The following is a 14,222-nucleotide window of genomic DNA, read 5'->3' on the forward strand; positions in this document are numbered from 1 at the left end:
GATACGCGACTGCGGAGCCGTCAGCTGCGCTCACCCGACTGACCTTACTGTGGGTGGCGACGCGCCGATGGGGATACCCGGCAGGACGCGAGTCACCCTCGCAAACGGTCATCCACCCCGATACGGTACGTGACGGTCAGCCCCGTCCGGGCGGCAGGACGCGGCGTCGCCGACCGACGGCGATCACCTTCACCCGCTGTCGCCCGGCCCGGACCATGCCCAGCGCCATGAACGCCCCGGCGATCCGGTCGGCAGCCTCCCTGCTGTTGGCGCCCACCACCTGGCGGCGCCGCTCGGGACAGGACCGCTCGTCGCGTCCCTCCGTCTCCATGGGCCGGACGTCACTGAGCACCACCAGGAACCGGGTCATCGCCGTCATCAGGCCTCTCACAGTCCGAAGTCCCTTCCAGACGGATGGCGGCGGCGGCGCGTGACGATCGGGAACGGGGGAGTAAACCCGATCGCCACGCGCCTCATCCCCTCCGGTCACTCACCATCGCCGTCGCCACGACAACCGTTGGTGAGGACGTAGTCACAGAGTGCCATGTGGACATGCATGAATGCAACTCTCATCGACCTTCTCTCATGCACTGATTCCCATCGACGTGTGTCACCATCAACGTATGGCACCGAAGACCGCTCGGGCTCGCCGCCTGGGCATCGCCCTGCGCACCCACCGGGAAGCCGCCGGCCTCACCCTGGAGGCCGCCGCCGACGAGATCAACAGCACCCGCAGCACGCTCAGCCGCTACGAGAACGCGCAGACCCTGGTCAACCCGGCCACCGTCCGCGCGCTGCTCAGCCTCTACGGGGTACGGCCCGAGGAGATCGCCGCGGCGGTCCAGCTCGCCAAGGACACCCGCAAGCCCGGCTGGTGGGTGCCCTACTCACACCTGTTGGACAAACGCACGATCGACTTCATCGCCCTGGAGGCCGAGGCCACCGGCATCGCCAACTTCGAACCGTCGATCGTGCCGGGGCTCCTCCAGACCGCCGACTACATCCGGGGCGTGATGCGGGGCGGCCCGCACACCCTCACCGACGAGCAGGTCGAGCAGCGGGTCAAGCTCCGCCTGGACCGGCAACAACGGATCACCGCCGCCGAACCACCGATCTTCGACGCGATCATCGACGAGGGCGCGCTGCTGCGCCCGGTGGGTGACCACACGGTGATGGGGGCGCAGCTCAGCCACCTGCTCAAGACGTCGGAGCTGCCGAACATCACCGTCCAGGTGATCCCGCTCTCCGCCGGCTACCACCGGGGCACCCGGGGCTCGCTGCACATCCTGGAGTTCGCCGACCCGGAGGACCCGCTGATCGCCTCGGTGGAGACCGTCGCCGGTCAGATGGTCCTGGACCGGCCGGGCGACCTGCGTACCTGCACCAAGATCATGGAACACCTGCGGACCGTGGCGCTCAGCCCGGCGGACAGCCGCGACCTGCTTCTGCAACTGGTGAAGGGACGGTAGGAGACCGATGACACCGACGATCAGCGCGGCCCTGTCCAGGACCGCCTGGCGAAAGAGCAGCCGCAGCGGGGACGAGGGGGCCTGCGTCGAGCTGGCCCCGCTGCCGGGCCGGGTCGCGATCCGCGACTCCAAGGACCCGACCGGCCCGGTGCTGCTCTTCCCACCCGCCGCCTGGGCCGCCTTCGCCGCCGCCCCGCCGCGCCGCTGACCCCGCCCGCCCCCGCAGTGCACCGACGCGCTGCGGGGGCGGGCGCGTCCGGCCAGCGGGTCGGGTCAGTGGGCCAGCCGGGCGGGTCAGTCACCCCGGGTGGCGTCGGGGCGTACCGATTCGGCGGCGGCGATGGCGGCCCCGCGTGCCCCGGCCATGTCCCGGTCCGGGACCAGGGCGAAGGTGGCCAGCGCGGCCTGCTCCGCCCGGAGCACGGTGTGCGCGCGGACGGTGTCGAGGAACCAGTCCCGGAACTCCGGCGTCGCCTCCACCACCCCACCACCGACGAAGTACGCGTGCGGGTCGGTGAAGTTCGCCGCGATGGTGAACAACCGGCCGAGCGCCGCCGCCTGCTGGGCGAAGACCTCCCGGGCCAGCGGGTCACCCTGCTCGGCGTACCCCCGGAGCAGCTTGGCGGCCCGCGCGGGCGGCTCCTGGGCCAGTGGGTGCCCGGGATACCGGGACAGCCAGTACGGCAGCAGGTTGCGCCCGATCGCGGTCAACGAGGCGACGCTCTCCGCGTCCCCGACGAAACCGCAGGCGCACCGCGGTTCCGGCTGGCCGGGGGCGAGCAGCCCGCCCAACGGGATGTGCACGTGGCCGAACTCGCCGGCCATCCCGGCCGCCCCGGTGACCACTCGGCCGTCGACCACCACCCCGCCGCCGAGCCCGGTGCCGACGATCGCCGCCACCGAGGACCGGGTGACCGCATCCGCTCCGAAGTGGACGTGGTGGGCGTAGAGCGCGGCGGCGTTGCCGTCGTTGTGGTAGACCACCGGGAGGCCGAGCCGCCGCTCCAGCGCGCCCCGCACGTCGAAGCCGTGCCAGGCCGGCTGGGCGAAGTTCGTCGAACCCCGGGACGAGATGACGCCGGTGGCGCTGGCCGGGCCGGGGGTGTCCAACCCCACCGCCCGGACCAGCTCACGGCGCACGCCGGTGTGGGTCAGCACCCCGTCGAAGGCGCGGGCCAGCGCCTCGATCGCCGCCTGCGGCCCTGCGGTCACCTCGCTGGGGATCTCCACCAGCCCGTCCACCAGGAACCGGTCGTCCAGGCTGAGCACGGTGGCGTTGTTGCTGGTGCCACCGTTGTCGAGGCCGACCACCACCGGTACGTCCGCGCCACCCATCCGCCACCTCCGCCACGCCTGATGCGAGGTTAGTTCCCGTTCCCGCCGCCCGTCACGCCCGGACGGCGGGCGAGGACGCCTGTGGCGTCCCACTCCTCGGCGTACAGCACCGTCGGCACCAGGCCCAGCCCGGTCATCGCCGCACACAGCGCCTCGATCTGCCCGGTGCTGACCTCCACCACCAGGTGACCGCCGGGCCGCAGCCAGTCGACCGCCCCGGCGGCCACCCGACGCAGCACGGCCAGCCCGTCGGCACCACCGTCCAGCGCCACCGGCGCCTCGTGCAGCCGGGCCTCCGCCGGCATCAGCGCCACCGCCGGGGTGGGCACGTACGGGGCGTTCGCCACCACCACGTCCAGCCGGCCCCGCCAGTCGGGCGGCAGCGGGTCGTACAGGTCGCCCTGCAGCACTGTGGCGTCCCGGCCGGCCAGGTTGCGGCGGGCGCAGGCGACGGCAGCCGGGTCCACGTCGACGGCGGCGAGCCAGCGCGGGGCGAGCCGGTCGGCCAACGCGACGCTTATCGCGCCCGACCCGCAGCAGAGGTCGACAAGCGCCGGCGCCGGCCCGGCGACCGACGCGGCGGCCTCCACCAGCAGCCCGGTGCGCGCCCGGGGTACGAACACCCCCGGGTCGACGGCGATCCGTCGGCCGCAGAACTCGGCCCAGCCGAGCAGGTGTTCCAACGGTTCGCCGGCGATCCGGCGGTCGGTGAGAGCGGCCAGCTCCCGCGGCGAGCCGGCGGCGGCGCTGATCAGCGCGGCCTCGTCCTCGGCGTAGACACAGCCGGCGGCACGCAGCCGGGCGACGAGAGCGGTGTGGTCGTGGTGGAACGGATCGGATGCCATGGTGCTGCCTTTCGGGAACGCACGTCGACGCTCCCACCGTCGCTGTCACGGCGACGGGGACTCCGTTACCGCAGCGACGGGGACTCGACGGGGAGCGCCGGTCCTGATGTCTGACGGATCGGACTCACCTCCTCGGGTCGGGGCCCGTGCGGGCCGGCATCACGATAGCGGACCGGCCGCCCCCGCGCTGTCCAGTGCCGCGGCCACGTCGGCGACCAGGTCGACGGTGTCCTCCACCCCGCAGGAGAGCCGTACGAAGCCGGGGGCGGTGTCGTCGCCCCACTGCGCCCGCCGGTCGGCGCTGGTGTGCACGCCGCCGAACGAGGTGGCGGCGGCGACCAGCCGGGACGCGGCGACGAACCGGGCCACCCGGTCGGCGTCGCCGAGGTCGAACGAGAGCACCCCGGGCATCCGCCGCAACTGCCGCGACGCCACCGGGTAAGCCGGGTCCTCCGGCCGCCCCGGCCAACGCAGCCCGGTCACGTCGGCCCGACCGGCGAGCAGTTCGGCAAGCGCCGCCGCGTTGGCGCTCTGCCGGGCCAGCCGCAGGTCGAGGGTGGCCAGCGAGCGGTGCGCCAGCCAGGCGTCGAACGCCCCGGGCACCGCGCCGGTGGTGGTCCGCCACCCGGTGACCGTCTCCAGCAGCTCCGCCGACCGGGACGCGACGTAGCCGAGCAGCAGATCCGAGTGGCCGGTCAGCGCCTTGGTGCCGGAGGCGACCACCAGGTCCGCGCCGAGGTCCAGCGGGCGCTGACCGAGCGGGGTGGCGGTGGTGTTGTCCACCGCCAGCAGCGCGCCGGCCGCGTGTGCCGCCTCGGCCAGTACGGCGATGTCGGCCACGTCCAGGCCCGGGTTCGCCGGGGTCTCCAGCAGCACCAGCCGCACCCCGTCGAACGACGGGTACGGCCCGGCGGTGGGCACGAAGCCGACCCGTACCCCCATCCCGGCCAGGGTGGCGGTCGCGAACGCCCGGATCGGGAAGTAGCCGTCGGCGGGGAGCAGCACGGTGTCGCCGGGGCGCAGCACCGCCAGCAGCACCCCGGTGATGGCCGCCTGCCCGGAGGCGAAGGCCCGGCAGTCGCCCCCCTCCAACTCGCCGATGGCCGACTCCAGTAGCCGCCGGGTCGGGTTGTCCGGGCGGCCGTAGCCGTTCGGGGTCGCGGCCGGCCCCTGCCGGGGGTCGAGGTGGTACGGCGCGGCGAACACCGGGCCGGGCAGGAACGGCTGCCCCGGCTCCGGTGCGGGCAGCCCGGCGTGCACGCACCGGGTGCCGTCGTGCCAGTGCGGCGTGGTCCCCGGTCGGCCGCTCACTCGTACGACTCCGGCTTGGCGGTACGGCTCATCAGGGTCTCCACGGCCAGCCTCGGGTCCATCCCCTCGTGGCAGATCCGCTCGATCTGCTCGGTGATCGGCATCTCCACCCCGTGCGCGCGGGCCAGGTCCCGGATGGCCAGGCAGCTCTTCACGCCCTCGGCGGTCTGCCGGGTGGCCGCCTGGGCCTGTTCCAGGGTCTCCCCCCGGCCCAGGTGCTCGCCGAAGGTGCGGTTGCGGGCCAGCGGCGACGAGCAGGAGGCCACCAGGTCACCCATCCCGGCCAGGCCGGCGAAGGTGATCGGGTCGGCGCCGAGCGCCACCCCCAGCCGGGCGGTCTCGGCCAGCCCCCGGGTCATCAGCATGGCCCGGGTGTTGTCGCCGAAGCCCATCGCGGTGGCGATCCCGTACGACAGGGCGATCACGTTCTTGACCGCCCCGCCCAGCTCGCAGCCGATCACGTCGTCGTTGGTGTACGGCCGGAAGTACGGGGTGCGGATCGACTGCTGCACCAGCTCGGTGCGGCGGGCGTCGGTGCCGGCGACCACCGTCGCGGCCGGCTGCTCGACGGCGATCTCGGGGGCCAGGTTGGGGCCGGAGACCACCACCACCCGGTCCGGGGTGACCCGGGCGGTCTCCACGATCACCTCGCTCATCCGTCGGGTGGTGCCCAGCTCGATCCCCTTCATCAGGGAGACCAGGGTGGCGTCCGGGGCGAGGTGCCCGGCCCACTCGGCGAGGTTGCCGCGCAACGTCTGCGACGGCACCGACAGCACCACCAGCTCCGCGCCGGAGATCGCCTTGGCCGGGTCGCCGGTCGCGGTGACCCGGTCGGGCAGCCGCAGCTCCGGCAGGTAGTCGGGGTTGCGCCGGTGGGCACGGATCGCCTCGGCGACCTGCTCCCGCCGGGCCAGGATCGTCACCTCCCGACCGGCGTCGGCGAGGATCTTGGCGAACGCCGTCCCCCAGGAGCCCGCCCCCAGCACCGCCACGTGACCGTTCATGCCCCTGCCGTCCCTGCGTCGCAGTCGATCCACTCGCTCATTCGGTCACCTCGGGATTGTGCGGACGGGCGGTACGTTCCCACAGCGGCGGTGGTGTCCCACCCCGGATACCGGCGAGCAGGTCACGCAGGGTCACCATGATCTGGTCGGTCATCTCGTCCAGCACCACCCGGCTGGGGGTCGCCTCCGCCCACCGGCTCAGGTCGACAGGCGGACCGGCCACCACCGTCACCGGGGTCCGGGGCCGCAGGCCCACCCGGCCGGTACGTGGGTCGAAGAGCCGTTCCGGCCCCCACATCGCCACCGGGACAACCGGCGCGCCGGTGGCCAGCGCCAGCCGGGCCGCCCCGGTCTTGCCCTTCATCGGCCACAGCTGCGGCTCGCGGGTGATGGTGCCCTCCGGATAGACGACCACCGCGCCGCCCGCGTCCAGCGCGGCGACCAGCCGGTCCAGCGACCTGACGGCGGTGGAGGTCTCCCGTTCCACCGGGATCTGCCGGCACCGGTGCAGGATGTAACCGACCACCGGGACCCGGAACACGCTCGCCTTGCCGAGGAACTGCGGCCACCGGCCGGCGTCGTAGACGAAGTGCGCGCAGACCAGCGGGTCGGCATGCGACAGGTGGTTGGGGACGATGATGACGCCGCCGTCGGTGCCCAGCCGCTCGGCCCCGTGCCAGGTGCGCCGGGTCCAGACCAGCATCACGGGCTTGACCAGCGCCACCGCGAACCGTCGCCAGAAACCGAGCCTGCGCCGTGTCACCGTGCCTCCCCTCGCCCCGTCCGCGTGCCACACCCCACCGTCGCGCGCCCGCAGCGAAATCATGCCTGCTCGTCCCGGGTACGGCCAGTGAGGGTACCGCCGTCGGCGCTGGCAGGATTGTCGACGTGGGCCAGGCGAGGTGGGTGGTGGTGGTGCCGGTGAAGCGGCTCCGGGCGGCGAAGAGCCGGCTGCGGGGGGCGCTGCCGGTCGTACCGCATGAGGAGCTGGCGTTGGCCCTGGTGGCCGACACGGTCGGTGCGGCGCTGGCCTGCCCGGCGGTGGCCGAGGTGCTCGTGGTCACCGCGGATCCGCGGGTGGCGGCGACCACCGGCGCGGCGGGCGCCCGGGTGGTGCCGGAGCGGCCGGACGCCGGGTTGAACGCGGCCCTGCGGCTCGGCGTCGACACGGCGGTCGCCGACGGTGACGAACGGACCTGGGTGGCCGCCCTCACCGCCGACCTGCCGGCGCTGCGCCCGACCGAGCTGGCCGCCGCACTGCACGCGGTCGTCACCGGCCCACCGGGGGTACGCCGGTTCGTGGCCGACGCCCCCGGCACCGGCACCGCGCTGCTCGCCGCGCCGCCCGGGGTGCCGCTGGACCCCCGGTTCGGGGTCGACTCCGCCGCGGCCCACCTGGGCTCCGGGGCGGTGCCGCTGGTCGGCTCCTGGCCGAGCCTGCGGCGCGACGTGGACACCGCCGCCGACCTGGTCGACGCGGCCCGGCTCGGCCTCGGCCCGGCCACCGGCGCGCTGACCGGCGTCGTCCCGGCGGGCCCCGCCCGGCCCGACTGAACCGCCCGGCGGCCCCGACTGAACCGCCGGCGGGCCCGGACCGAGCGGCCACCCCGGCGGAACCACAGGTGTACGGTGCTGGCATGCAGGGCACCGTGGCGACCTTCGACGCGCAGACCCGCACCGGCGTGCTGCTCCTCGACGACGGCACCGAGCTGGCCTTCCCGGCCCGCGCGTTCGACGCCTCCGGGCTGCGCCTGCTCCGCCTCGGCCAGCGGCTCAAGGTGGAAACGGATCCGGACGGCGGGGTCGTGAGGGTGACGTTGCCGACCATGGCCTGAACAACCCGGGCCAAGTTCATTTTGCGTTAACCGGAATCGGGTGATTATGAGCGGGTGAGCACCCCTCGCGAGCACCCCACCAGCCCGTCCGCCGCCACCGACCCGACCGGCTCCCGCAACGGCACCCGCCGCCGCAGCGGTACCCGCACCCGCCGCGCACCCGAGGACGTCGTCGCCACCGCGCCCGACTCCCCCGGCGCCAGCGCCGCCGGGGCCTCCGCCGGCCTCGACGAGGTGCTCGACACCGGCGACCGGCCCACCGCCGCCGAAGCGTCCGCCGCCGAAGGGGCGGCTGTCGCCGACGGCCCGTCCGCCGTCGAGCCGCTGCCGGCCGACCGGTTCCTCAACCGGGAGCTGTCCTGGCTCGACTTCAACGGCCGGGTGCTGGCGCTGGCCGAGGACACCCACACCCCGCTGCTGGAACGGGCCAAGTTCCTGGCCATCTTCGCCAGCAACCTCGACGAGTTCTACATGGTGCGGGTGGCCGGGCTCAAGCGCCGGCTCTCCGCCGGCCTGCCGGTACGCGGTGGCGACCGGCTGCCGCTGCGTACCCAGTTGGAGCGGATCACCGAGTGCGCCGCCGGTCTGGTCGCCCGGCAGGCCGCCTGCTTCGTCGACGACCTGCTGCCGAAGCTGGCCCGGGAGGACATCCGGATCCTGCGCTGGGCGGAGCTGGACGACCCGGAGCGGGAACGGCTGCGCACCTACTTCCGGGAGCACATCTTCCCGGTGCTCACCCCCCTCGCGGTGGACCCGGCGCACCCGTTCCCGTACATCTCCGGGCGGTCGCTGAACCTGGCCGTGGCGGTGCGCGACCCGGACGGCGGCTCGGAGCTGTTCGCCCGGGTCAAGGTGCCCAACAACGTGCCCCGCTTCGTCCGGGTGGCCCGGGACCAGCCGGGGCTGCGGATGCTGCCGGTCGAGGAGCTCATCTCGGTGCACCTCGGGCAGCTCTTCTCCGGCATGCAGGTGGTCGAGTGCCACCTGTTCCGGGTCACCCGCAACGCCGAGGTGGAGGTCGACGAGGACCGCGACGAGGACCTGCTCCAGGCGCTGGAACGGGAGCTGGCCCGACGCCGCTTCGGCCCTCCGGTCCGGCTGGAGGTGGCCGCCTCCATCTCCGACCACATGCTGGAGCTGCTCGTCCGCGAGCTGGACATGGACGGCCACGACGTGCTGCGGGTGCCCGGTCTGCTAGACCTGTCGGCGCTCTGGCAGCTCTACGGCGAGGCGGACCGCCCCGACCTGAAGGACAAGCCGTTCGTGCCGGCCACCCATCCCCGGCTGGCCGAGGGCGAGGTGCCGCGCAGCGTCTTCGCCACCCTGCGCGACGGCGACGTGCTGGTGCACCACCCGTACCACTCGTTCGCCACCAGCGTGCAACGCTTCGTCGAGCAGGCCGCCGCCGACCCGAACGTGCTGGCCATCAAGCAGACCCTCTACCGCACCAGCGGGGACTCCCCGATCGTCGACGCGCTCGTCGACGCCGCCGCCGCCGGCAAGCAGGTGGTGGTGCTGGTCGAGCTGAAGGCCCGCTTCGACGAGGTGGCCAACATCGGCTGGGCGCGCACCCTGGAACGGGCCGGCTGCCACGTGGTGTACGGCCTGGTCGGGCTCAAGACGCACTGCAAGACCGCGCTGGTCGTGCGCCAGGAGGGCAACCAGATCCGCCGGTACTGCCACATCGGCACCGGCAACTACCACCCCAAGACCGCCCGGCTGTACGAGGACTTCGGTGTGCTCACCGCCGACCCGGAGATCGGCGCCGACCTCACCGACCTGTTCAACGTGCTCACCGGCTACAGCCGGCAGACCGCGTACCGACGGTTGCTGGTCGCGCCGCAGGGCATCCGCAGCGGGCTGATCGAGCGGATCGAGCGGGAGATCGCACACGTCCGGCTGGGCATGCCGGGGCTCGTGCAGTTCAAGGTGAACTCACTCGTCGACGAGGAGATCACCGACGCGCTCTACCGGGCGTCGCGGGCCGGCGTGCACGTGGACCTGCTGATCCGGGGCATGTGCACGCTGCGGCCGGGGGTGCCGGGGCTGTCGGAGAACATCCGGGTCCGCTCGATCCTCGGCCGGTTCCTGGAACACTCCCGGATCTTCCGGTTCGGCAACAACGGCGACGCCGAGTTCTGGATGGGTTCGGCCGACCTGATGCACCGCAACCTCGACCGTCGGGTGGAGGCGCTGGTGCAGGTGAGCGATCCGGTGGCGCGCGCCGAACTCGACCAGGTGATGGGGTACGCGATGAGCCCGGAGGTGGACGCGTTCGAGCTGGCCGGGGACGGCAGCTGGACCCGGCGTACCGGCACCGCCGAGGAGCCCCTGCACGACCTCCAGGAGCTGCTGTTGCGCCGGGTGGGCAGCTCCGCCGGCTGATCCGCGGGCGCGGTCCGACGAGGCGGACGAGCGACCGGCACGGCGGATTCCTCGGACGTAGGGTGACCAGATGGTGCAGGAGGAACCGAACGGCATCCGGGCGGCCGGTGGGGTGGCCTGGCGGCCGTCCGGGCCCGGCGGGGTAGAGGTGTGCCTGGTGCACCGGCCCCGCTACGGCGACTGGTCGCTACCCAAGGGCAAGCTGGAACCCGGCGAGCATCCGTTGCTGGCCGCCGTCCGCGAGGTGGCCGAGGAGTCCGACGTACGGGCGGTGCCGCAGGTCCGGCTGCCCACCGTGCGGTACCGCAGCGAGGGGCGGCCGAAGGTGGTCGACTACTGGTCGATGCGGGCCGTGGACACCGGCGGTTTCCAGCCGGACACCGAGGTCGACGACGTGTGCTGGCTCGACGTCGACGCGGCGGTCGGGCGGGTCAGCTACCCGCACGACGCGCAGGTGCTTGCCGCGTTCGCCGCGCTGCCACAGGTGACCGGCACCGTGGCACTGGTGCGGCACGCGCACGCCGGCAGGCGGGCCACCTGGTCCGGGCCGGACACCGGCCGGCCATTGGACGCCGAGGGGGTCGCCCAGGCCCGGGCGCTGGCTCCGCTGGTCGCCCTCGTCCGGCCGGTCCGGCTGCTGTCGGCCTCGCCCCGCCGCTGCGTGCAGACCCTGGACCCGACGGCCGCCCTGCTCGACCTGCCGATCGAGGTGTGCGGGGATTTCGACGAGCCGCAGCCCGGTCAGCAGGTCGACGAGTGCGCGCTGGCCGCCGCCGGCCGGCTGGCCGAGCTGGCCGCCGCCGGGGCAACGGTCGGGGTGTGCAGCCAGGGCAAGGTGATCCCGGGCGCGTTGACCCGGCTCACCGGGCGGGGGGACGACTTCACCACCGCCAAGGGTGGGGGTTGGCTGCTCGCCTTCGCCGCCGACCGGCTGCTCGCCGCCGACCGCCTCTGAAACTTCGGGTGCAGGCGCTGCGGCATCGGGCGCACGGGTGGCATGACACGGAAACGGACGTCCACCGTCGGGTGGACGCCCGTTTCCGTCGTACCGGAGATCAGCGCTTGGCGGTGGCCTTCTTGGCCGGTGCCTTCTTCGCCGTGGTGGTCTTGGCAGCGGTGGTCTTCTTGGCCGCCGTGCTCTTGGCAGCGGTGGTCTTCTTGGCCGCCGCGCTCCGGGCGGTGGTCGACTTGGTCGCCGTGGCGCTCTTCTTCGCCGGAGCCGTCTTCTTGGTCGCGGTGGCTGCCTTGGTGGCCTTCGCCGCGGTGGTCTTCCTGGCCGCGGCCGCCGTCGTCTTCTTGGCGGCGGTGGCCTTGGTGCCGGTGGCCTTCGCCCCGGTCGCCTTGGCGGCGGTGGCCTTGGTGCCGGTCGCCTTGGCTGCGGTGGCCTTCGCCCCGGTCGCCTTGGTGCCGGTCGCCTTGGTGCCGGTCGCCTTGGCTGCGGTGGCCTTCGTGCCGGTGGCCTTGGCAGCCGCCGTGGTGGTCTTCTTCGCCGGAGCGGCGGTCTTCGGCACCTTGCCGGTGGCCACCATCTCCTTGAAACCGGCGCCCGGCTTGAAGGCCGGGACAGATGTCTTCTTGACCTTCACCGCCTCACCGGTACGCGGGTTGCGCGCTGTTCGCGCCGCCCGGACACGCTTCTCGAACGATCCGAATCCGGTGATCGCCACTTTGTCGCCCTTGGTGACCGCCGCCTGGACCTCGGCGAGGACCGCGTCGAGCGCCGCCGTCGCCGACTTCCGGTCCCCCAGGCGAGCAGCGAGCGCCTCGATGAGCTCGGCCTTGTTCACGAATTCCTCCCGATTGTGCAACTGACTCGACGCGAGCCATTCTGCGCGCACCGTATGCCCTGTGCTGCCTGGACACAAACATTCGGTGGAAAAAAGCCCTTGTGTCGTAACGGATTCGCCCCCACCGGATGAACCGGTGGGGGCGAAAACCGTGCGCTGGTCGGGCGTACGGCTAGGCCACGGCGGGGGTGAACGACGGCCGACCCGCCTCGTACGCCTCGATGTCGGCGAGGTGCCGGAGGGTTAGTCCAATGTCGTCCAGTCCCTCCATCAGCCGCCAACGGCTGTGGTCGTCGAGCGGGAACGACCAGGTGGACGCCCCGACCCGGACCTCGCGGGCGGCCAGGTCGACGGTCACCGGCGTGGTCGGCTCGGCCTCCACCAGGTCCCAGATCTGCTCGACCGCGGTCAGGTCCAGCTCGACCGGAAGGAGCCCTTCCTTGAGCGCGTTGCCCCGGAAGATGTCACCGAACCGGGGGGAGATCACCGCCTGGAAACCCCAGTCGCGCAGCGCCCAGACGGCATGCTCCCGGGACGACCCGGTGCCGAACTCCGGCCCGGCCACGAGGATCGAGGCCCCGGAGTACGCGGGATCGTTGAACACGAATGCCGGGTCCTCCCGCCACGCGCTGAACAGGCCGTCGGCGAACCCCGTCCGGGTCACCCGCTTGAGGTACACGGCCGGGATGATCTGATCGGTGTCCACATTGGATCTGCGCAGCGGCACGGCGGTGCCGGTGTGGGTGGTGAACTTGTCCATCTCTCGGCAGCCCTTCTACAGGTCGGCGGGGGCGGCGAGCCGGCCGGCCACGGCGGTGGCGGCGGCGACCGGCGGCGACACCAGGTGGGTACGCCCACCCCGGCCCTGCCGGCCCTCGAAGTTGCGGTTGGAGGTCGAGGCGGAACGCTCGCCCGGCTTGAGCGTGTCCGGGTTCATGCCGAGGCACATCGAGCAGCCGGCGAACCGCCACTCCGCACCGGCGTCGGCGAAGACCTTGTCCAGCCCCTCGGCCTCGGCGGCCTCCCGTACGGCGGCGGAGCCGGGCACCACCAGCATCCGTACCCCGTCGGCGACCCGCTGGCCGCGCAGCACGTCGGCGGCGGCCCGCAGGTCCTCCAGCCGGCCGTTGGTGCAGGAGCCGACGAAGACCACGTCGACGGCGAGGTCACGCAGCGGGGTGCCGGGGGTGAGGTCCATGTACTCCAGGGCCCGCCGCGCGGCGGTCCGCTCGGCGTCGGTGGCGAAGTCCTCCGGGTCCGGCACGGCCGCGCCGAGCGGCGCACCCTGACCGGGGTTGGTGCCCCAGGTGACGAACGGGGTGATCCGGTCCGCCTCCAGGGTCACCTCGGCGTCGAAGGTCGCGTCGTCGTCGGTGGGCAGCGTCCGCCAGTAGGCGAGCGCCGCGTCCCAGTCGGCCCCGGCCGGCGCGTGCGGCCGACCCTTGAGGTACGCGAAGGTCGTCTCGTCCGGCGCGATCAGGCCGGCCTTGGCGCCCCACTCGATGGACATGTTCGCCACCGTCATCCGGCCCTCCATGGACAGCGCCCGGATCGCCTCGCCCCGGTACTCCACGATGTGGCCACGCCCGCCGCCCGTGCCCACCTGCGCGATCAGCGCGAGGACCAGGTCCTTGGCGGTGACGCCGGGGCCGAGCTGACCGGTGACGTTGACCGCCATGGTCTTCGGCCGGGCCTGCGGCAGGGTCTGCGTGGCCAGGACGTGTTCGACCTCACTGGTCCCGATGCCGAAGGCCAACGCACCGAACGCGCCGTGGGTGGCGGTGTGCGAGTCGCCGCAGACGATCGTCATGCCGGGCTGGGTGACGCCCAACTGGGGACCGATCACGTGCACGATCCCCTGGTTCTCGTCGCCCAGGGGGTGCAGGCGCACGCCGAACTCGGCGCAGTTGCGGCGCAACGTCTCGATCTGGGTACGCGACGTCGGGTCGGCGATCGTCAGCAGGTCGCCACGGCGCAGCCGGAACGAGGGATCGTCGTACCCGGTCGGGGTGTTGTGATCCTCGGTCGCGAGCGTGAGGTCGGGACGACGGACCCCTCGGCCGGCCAGTCGCAGCCCGTCGAACGCCTGCGGGCTGGTCACCTCGTGCAGCAGGTGCAGGTCGATGTAGAGCAGGTCCGGCTCGCCCTGGGCGGTCCGTACGACGTGTGCGTCCCAGACCTTCTCGGCCAGGGTCCTCGGTTGAGTGACTCCCACCATCTGGACATCCTAAATTCTGGGAGGTATGTTTCG

Annotated in this window: 15 protein-coding genes; 6 read left to right on the top strand and 9 right to left on the bottom strand. The window is 73.1% G+C overall.

The genetic code is table 11. The features are described from left to right. Positions 1-136: 136 nt before the first annotated feature. Positions 137-370: a hypothetical protein gene (locus OHQ87_RS17695; RefSeq protein ID WP_328348898.1), complete on the bottom strand. Its 234-nt coding sequence runs from the start codon at positions 368-370 to the stop codon at positions 137-139. Between the two features lie 253 nt (positions 371-623). Here OHQ87_RS17695 and OHQ87_RS17700 point away from each other — a divergent pair, with 253 nt between their 5' ends. Together OHQ87_RS17700 and OHQ87_RS17705 are read left to right on the top strand one after the other, a co-directional pair. Further along, complete coding sequence (locus OHQ87_RS17700; RefSeq protein WP_328339214.1) at positions 624-1,469, top strand: helix-turn-helix domain-containing protein; 846 nt, start codon at positions 624-626, stop codon at positions 1,467-1,469. Positions 1,470-1,476: 7 nt separating this feature from the next. Next, positions 1,477-1,677, top strand: a complete 201-nt coding sequence (locus OHQ87_RS17705; protein ID WP_328339216.1) for a DUF397 domain-containing protein — start codon at positions 1,477-1,479, stop codon at positions 1,675-1,677. An 86-nt stretch (positions 1,678-1,763) separates the two neighbouring features. On the opposite strand, the gene OHQ87_RS17710 is transcribed toward OHQ87_RS17705, so the two are convergent. The 5 genes from OHQ87_RS17710 to OHQ87_RS17730 form a co-directional block, all read right to left on the bottom strand. Next, positions 1,764-2,804 carry an ROK family protein gene (locus OHQ87_RS17710; RefSeq protein ID WP_328339218.1) on the bottom strand — a complete coding sequence of 347 codons (1,041 nt, stop codon included), beginning with the start codon at positions 2,802-2,804 and terminating at the stop codon, positions 1,764-1,766. 29 nt (positions 2,805-2,833) lie between these two features. After that, entirely contained in the window at positions 2,834-3,649 is an 816-nt protein-coding gene (locus OHQ87_RS17715) for a putative protein N(5)-glutamine methyltransferase (protein ID WP_328339220.1), read from the bottom strand. 159 nt (positions 3,650-3,808) lie between these two features. Continuing rightward, positions 3,809-4,960 carry a cystathionine gamma-lyase gene (locus OHQ87_RS17720; RefSeq protein WP_328339222.1) on the bottom strand — a complete coding sequence of 384 codons (1,152 nt, stop codon included), beginning with the start codon at positions 4,958-4,960 and terminating at the stop codon, positions 3,809-3,811. Beyond that, entirely contained in the window at positions 4,957-5,964 is a 1,008-nt protein-coding gene (locus OHQ87_RS17725; protein ID WP_328339224.1) for an NAD(P)H-dependent glycerol-3-phosphate dehydrogenase, read from the bottom strand. The genes OHQ87_RS17720 and OHQ87_RS17725 overlap by 4 nt, the downstream gene beginning before the upstream one ends. A gap of 37 nt (positions 5,965-6,001) precedes the next feature. Further along, the gene (locus OHQ87_RS17730) at positions 6,002-6,727 is read right to left on the bottom strand and encodes a lysophospholipid acyltransferase family protein (RefSeq protein ID WP_328339226.1); all 726 of its coding nucleotides are present in this window, start codon (positions 6,725-6,727) and stop codon (positions 6,002-6,004) included. A 125-nt stretch (positions 6,728-6,852) separates the two neighbouring features. Here OHQ87_RS17730 and cofC point away from each other — a divergent pair, with 125 nt between their 5' ends. The 4 genes from cofC (at position 6,853) to OHQ87_RS17750 (ending at position 11,139) form a co-directional block, all read left to right on the top strand. Further along, positions 6,853-7,518, top strand: a complete 666-nt coding sequence (cofC, locus tag OHQ87_RS17735; RefSeq protein ID WP_328339228.1) for a 2-phospho-L-lactate guanylyltransferase — start codon at positions 6,853-6,855, stop codon at positions 7,516-7,518. An 83-nt stretch (positions 7,519-7,601) separates the two neighbouring features. Further along, a complete protein-coding gene (locus OHQ87_RS17740) occupies positions 7,602-7,799 on the top strand; it encodes a cold-shock protein (protein WP_328339230.1) in 198 nt (65 codons plus the stop codon). 54 nt (positions 7,800-7,853) lie between these two features. Then, positions 7,854-10,184, top strand: coding sequence for an RNA degradosome polyphosphate kinase (locus tag OHQ87_RS17745; protein WP_442930496.1), 2,331 nt, complete (start codon positions 7,854-7,856; stop codon positions 10,182-10,184). Between the two features lie 70 nt (positions 10,185-10,254). Next, positions 10,255-11,139, top strand: coding sequence for an NUDIX hydrolase (locus OHQ87_RS17750; protein WP_328339231.1), 885 nt, complete (start codon positions 10,255-10,257; stop codon positions 11,137-11,139). 100 nt (positions 11,140-11,239) lie between these two features. On the opposite strand, the gene OHQ87_RS17755 is transcribed toward OHQ87_RS17750, so the two are convergent. From OHQ87_RS17755 to leuC, 3 genes are all read right to left on the bottom strand, one after another. Beyond that, complete coding sequence (locus OHQ87_RS17755) at positions 11,240-11,971, bottom strand: HU family DNA-binding protein (RefSeq protein WP_328339233.1); 732 nt, start codon at positions 11,969-11,971, stop codon at positions 11,240-11,242. 172 nt (positions 11,972-12,143) lie between these two features. Then, positions 12,144-12,731, bottom strand: coding sequence for a 3-isopropylmalate dehydratase small subunit (gene leuD / locus OHQ87_RS17760; protein ID WP_328339235.1), 588 nt, complete (start codon positions 12,729-12,731; stop codon positions 12,144-12,146). Positions 12,732-12,746: 15 nt separating this feature from the next. After that, positions 12,747-14,189 carry a 3-isopropylmalate dehydratase large subunit gene (gene leuC / locus OHQ87_RS17765; protein ID WP_328339237.1) on the bottom strand — a complete coding sequence of 481 codons (1,443 nt, stop codon included), beginning with the start codon at positions 14,187-14,189 and terminating at the stop codon, positions 12,747-12,749. Between the last annotated feature and the right edge of the window lie 33 nt (positions 14,190-14,222).

Origin of the sequence: Micromonospora sp. NBC_00421, from assembly GCF_036017915.1 — a bacterium.
Taxonomy (GTDB): Bacteria; Actinomycetota; Actinomycetes; order Mycobacteriales; family Micromonosporaceae; genus Micromonospora.

Coding starts and splice junctions, on each gene's coding strand:
- OHQ87_RS17750 (WP_328339231.1), top strand. CDS start 10,255: ATGGTGCAGGAGGAACCGAACGGCATCCGGGCGGCCGGTGGGGTGGCC.
- OHQ87_RS17725 (WP_328339224.1), bottom strand. CDS start 5,964: ATGAACGGTCACGTGGCGGTGCTGGGGGCGGGCTCCTGGGGGACGGCG.
- OHQ87_RS17705 (WP_328339216.1), top strand. CDS start 1,477: ATGACACCGACGATCAGCGCGGCCCTGTCCAGGACCGCCTGGCGAAAG.
- leuC (WP_328339237.1), bottom strand. CDS start 14,189: ATGGTGGGAGTCACTCAACCGAGGACCCTGGCCGAGAAGGTCTGGGAC.
- OHQ87_RS17710 (WP_328339218.1), bottom strand. CDS start 2,804: ATGGGTGGCGCGGACGTACCGGTGGTGGTCGGCCTCGACAACGGTGGC.
- OHQ87_RS17715 (WP_328339220.1), bottom strand. CDS start 3,649: ATGGCATCCGATCCGTTCCACCACGACCACACCGCTCTCGTCGCCCGG.
- leuD (WP_328339235.1), bottom strand. CDS start 12,731: ATGGACAAGTTCACCACCCACACCGGCACCGCCGTGCCGCTGCGCAGA.
- OHQ87_RS17740 (WP_328339230.1), top strand. CDS start 7,602: ATGCAGGGCACCGTGGCGACCTTCGACGCGCAGACCCGCACCGGCGTG.
- OHQ87_RS17700 (WP_328339214.1), top strand. CDS start 624: ATGGCACCGAAGACCGCTCGGGCTCGCCGCCTGGGCATCGCCCTGCGC.
- OHQ87_RS17695 (WP_328348898.1), bottom strand. CDS start 370: ATGACCCGGTTCCTGGTGGTGCTCAGTGACGTCCGGCCCATGGAGACG.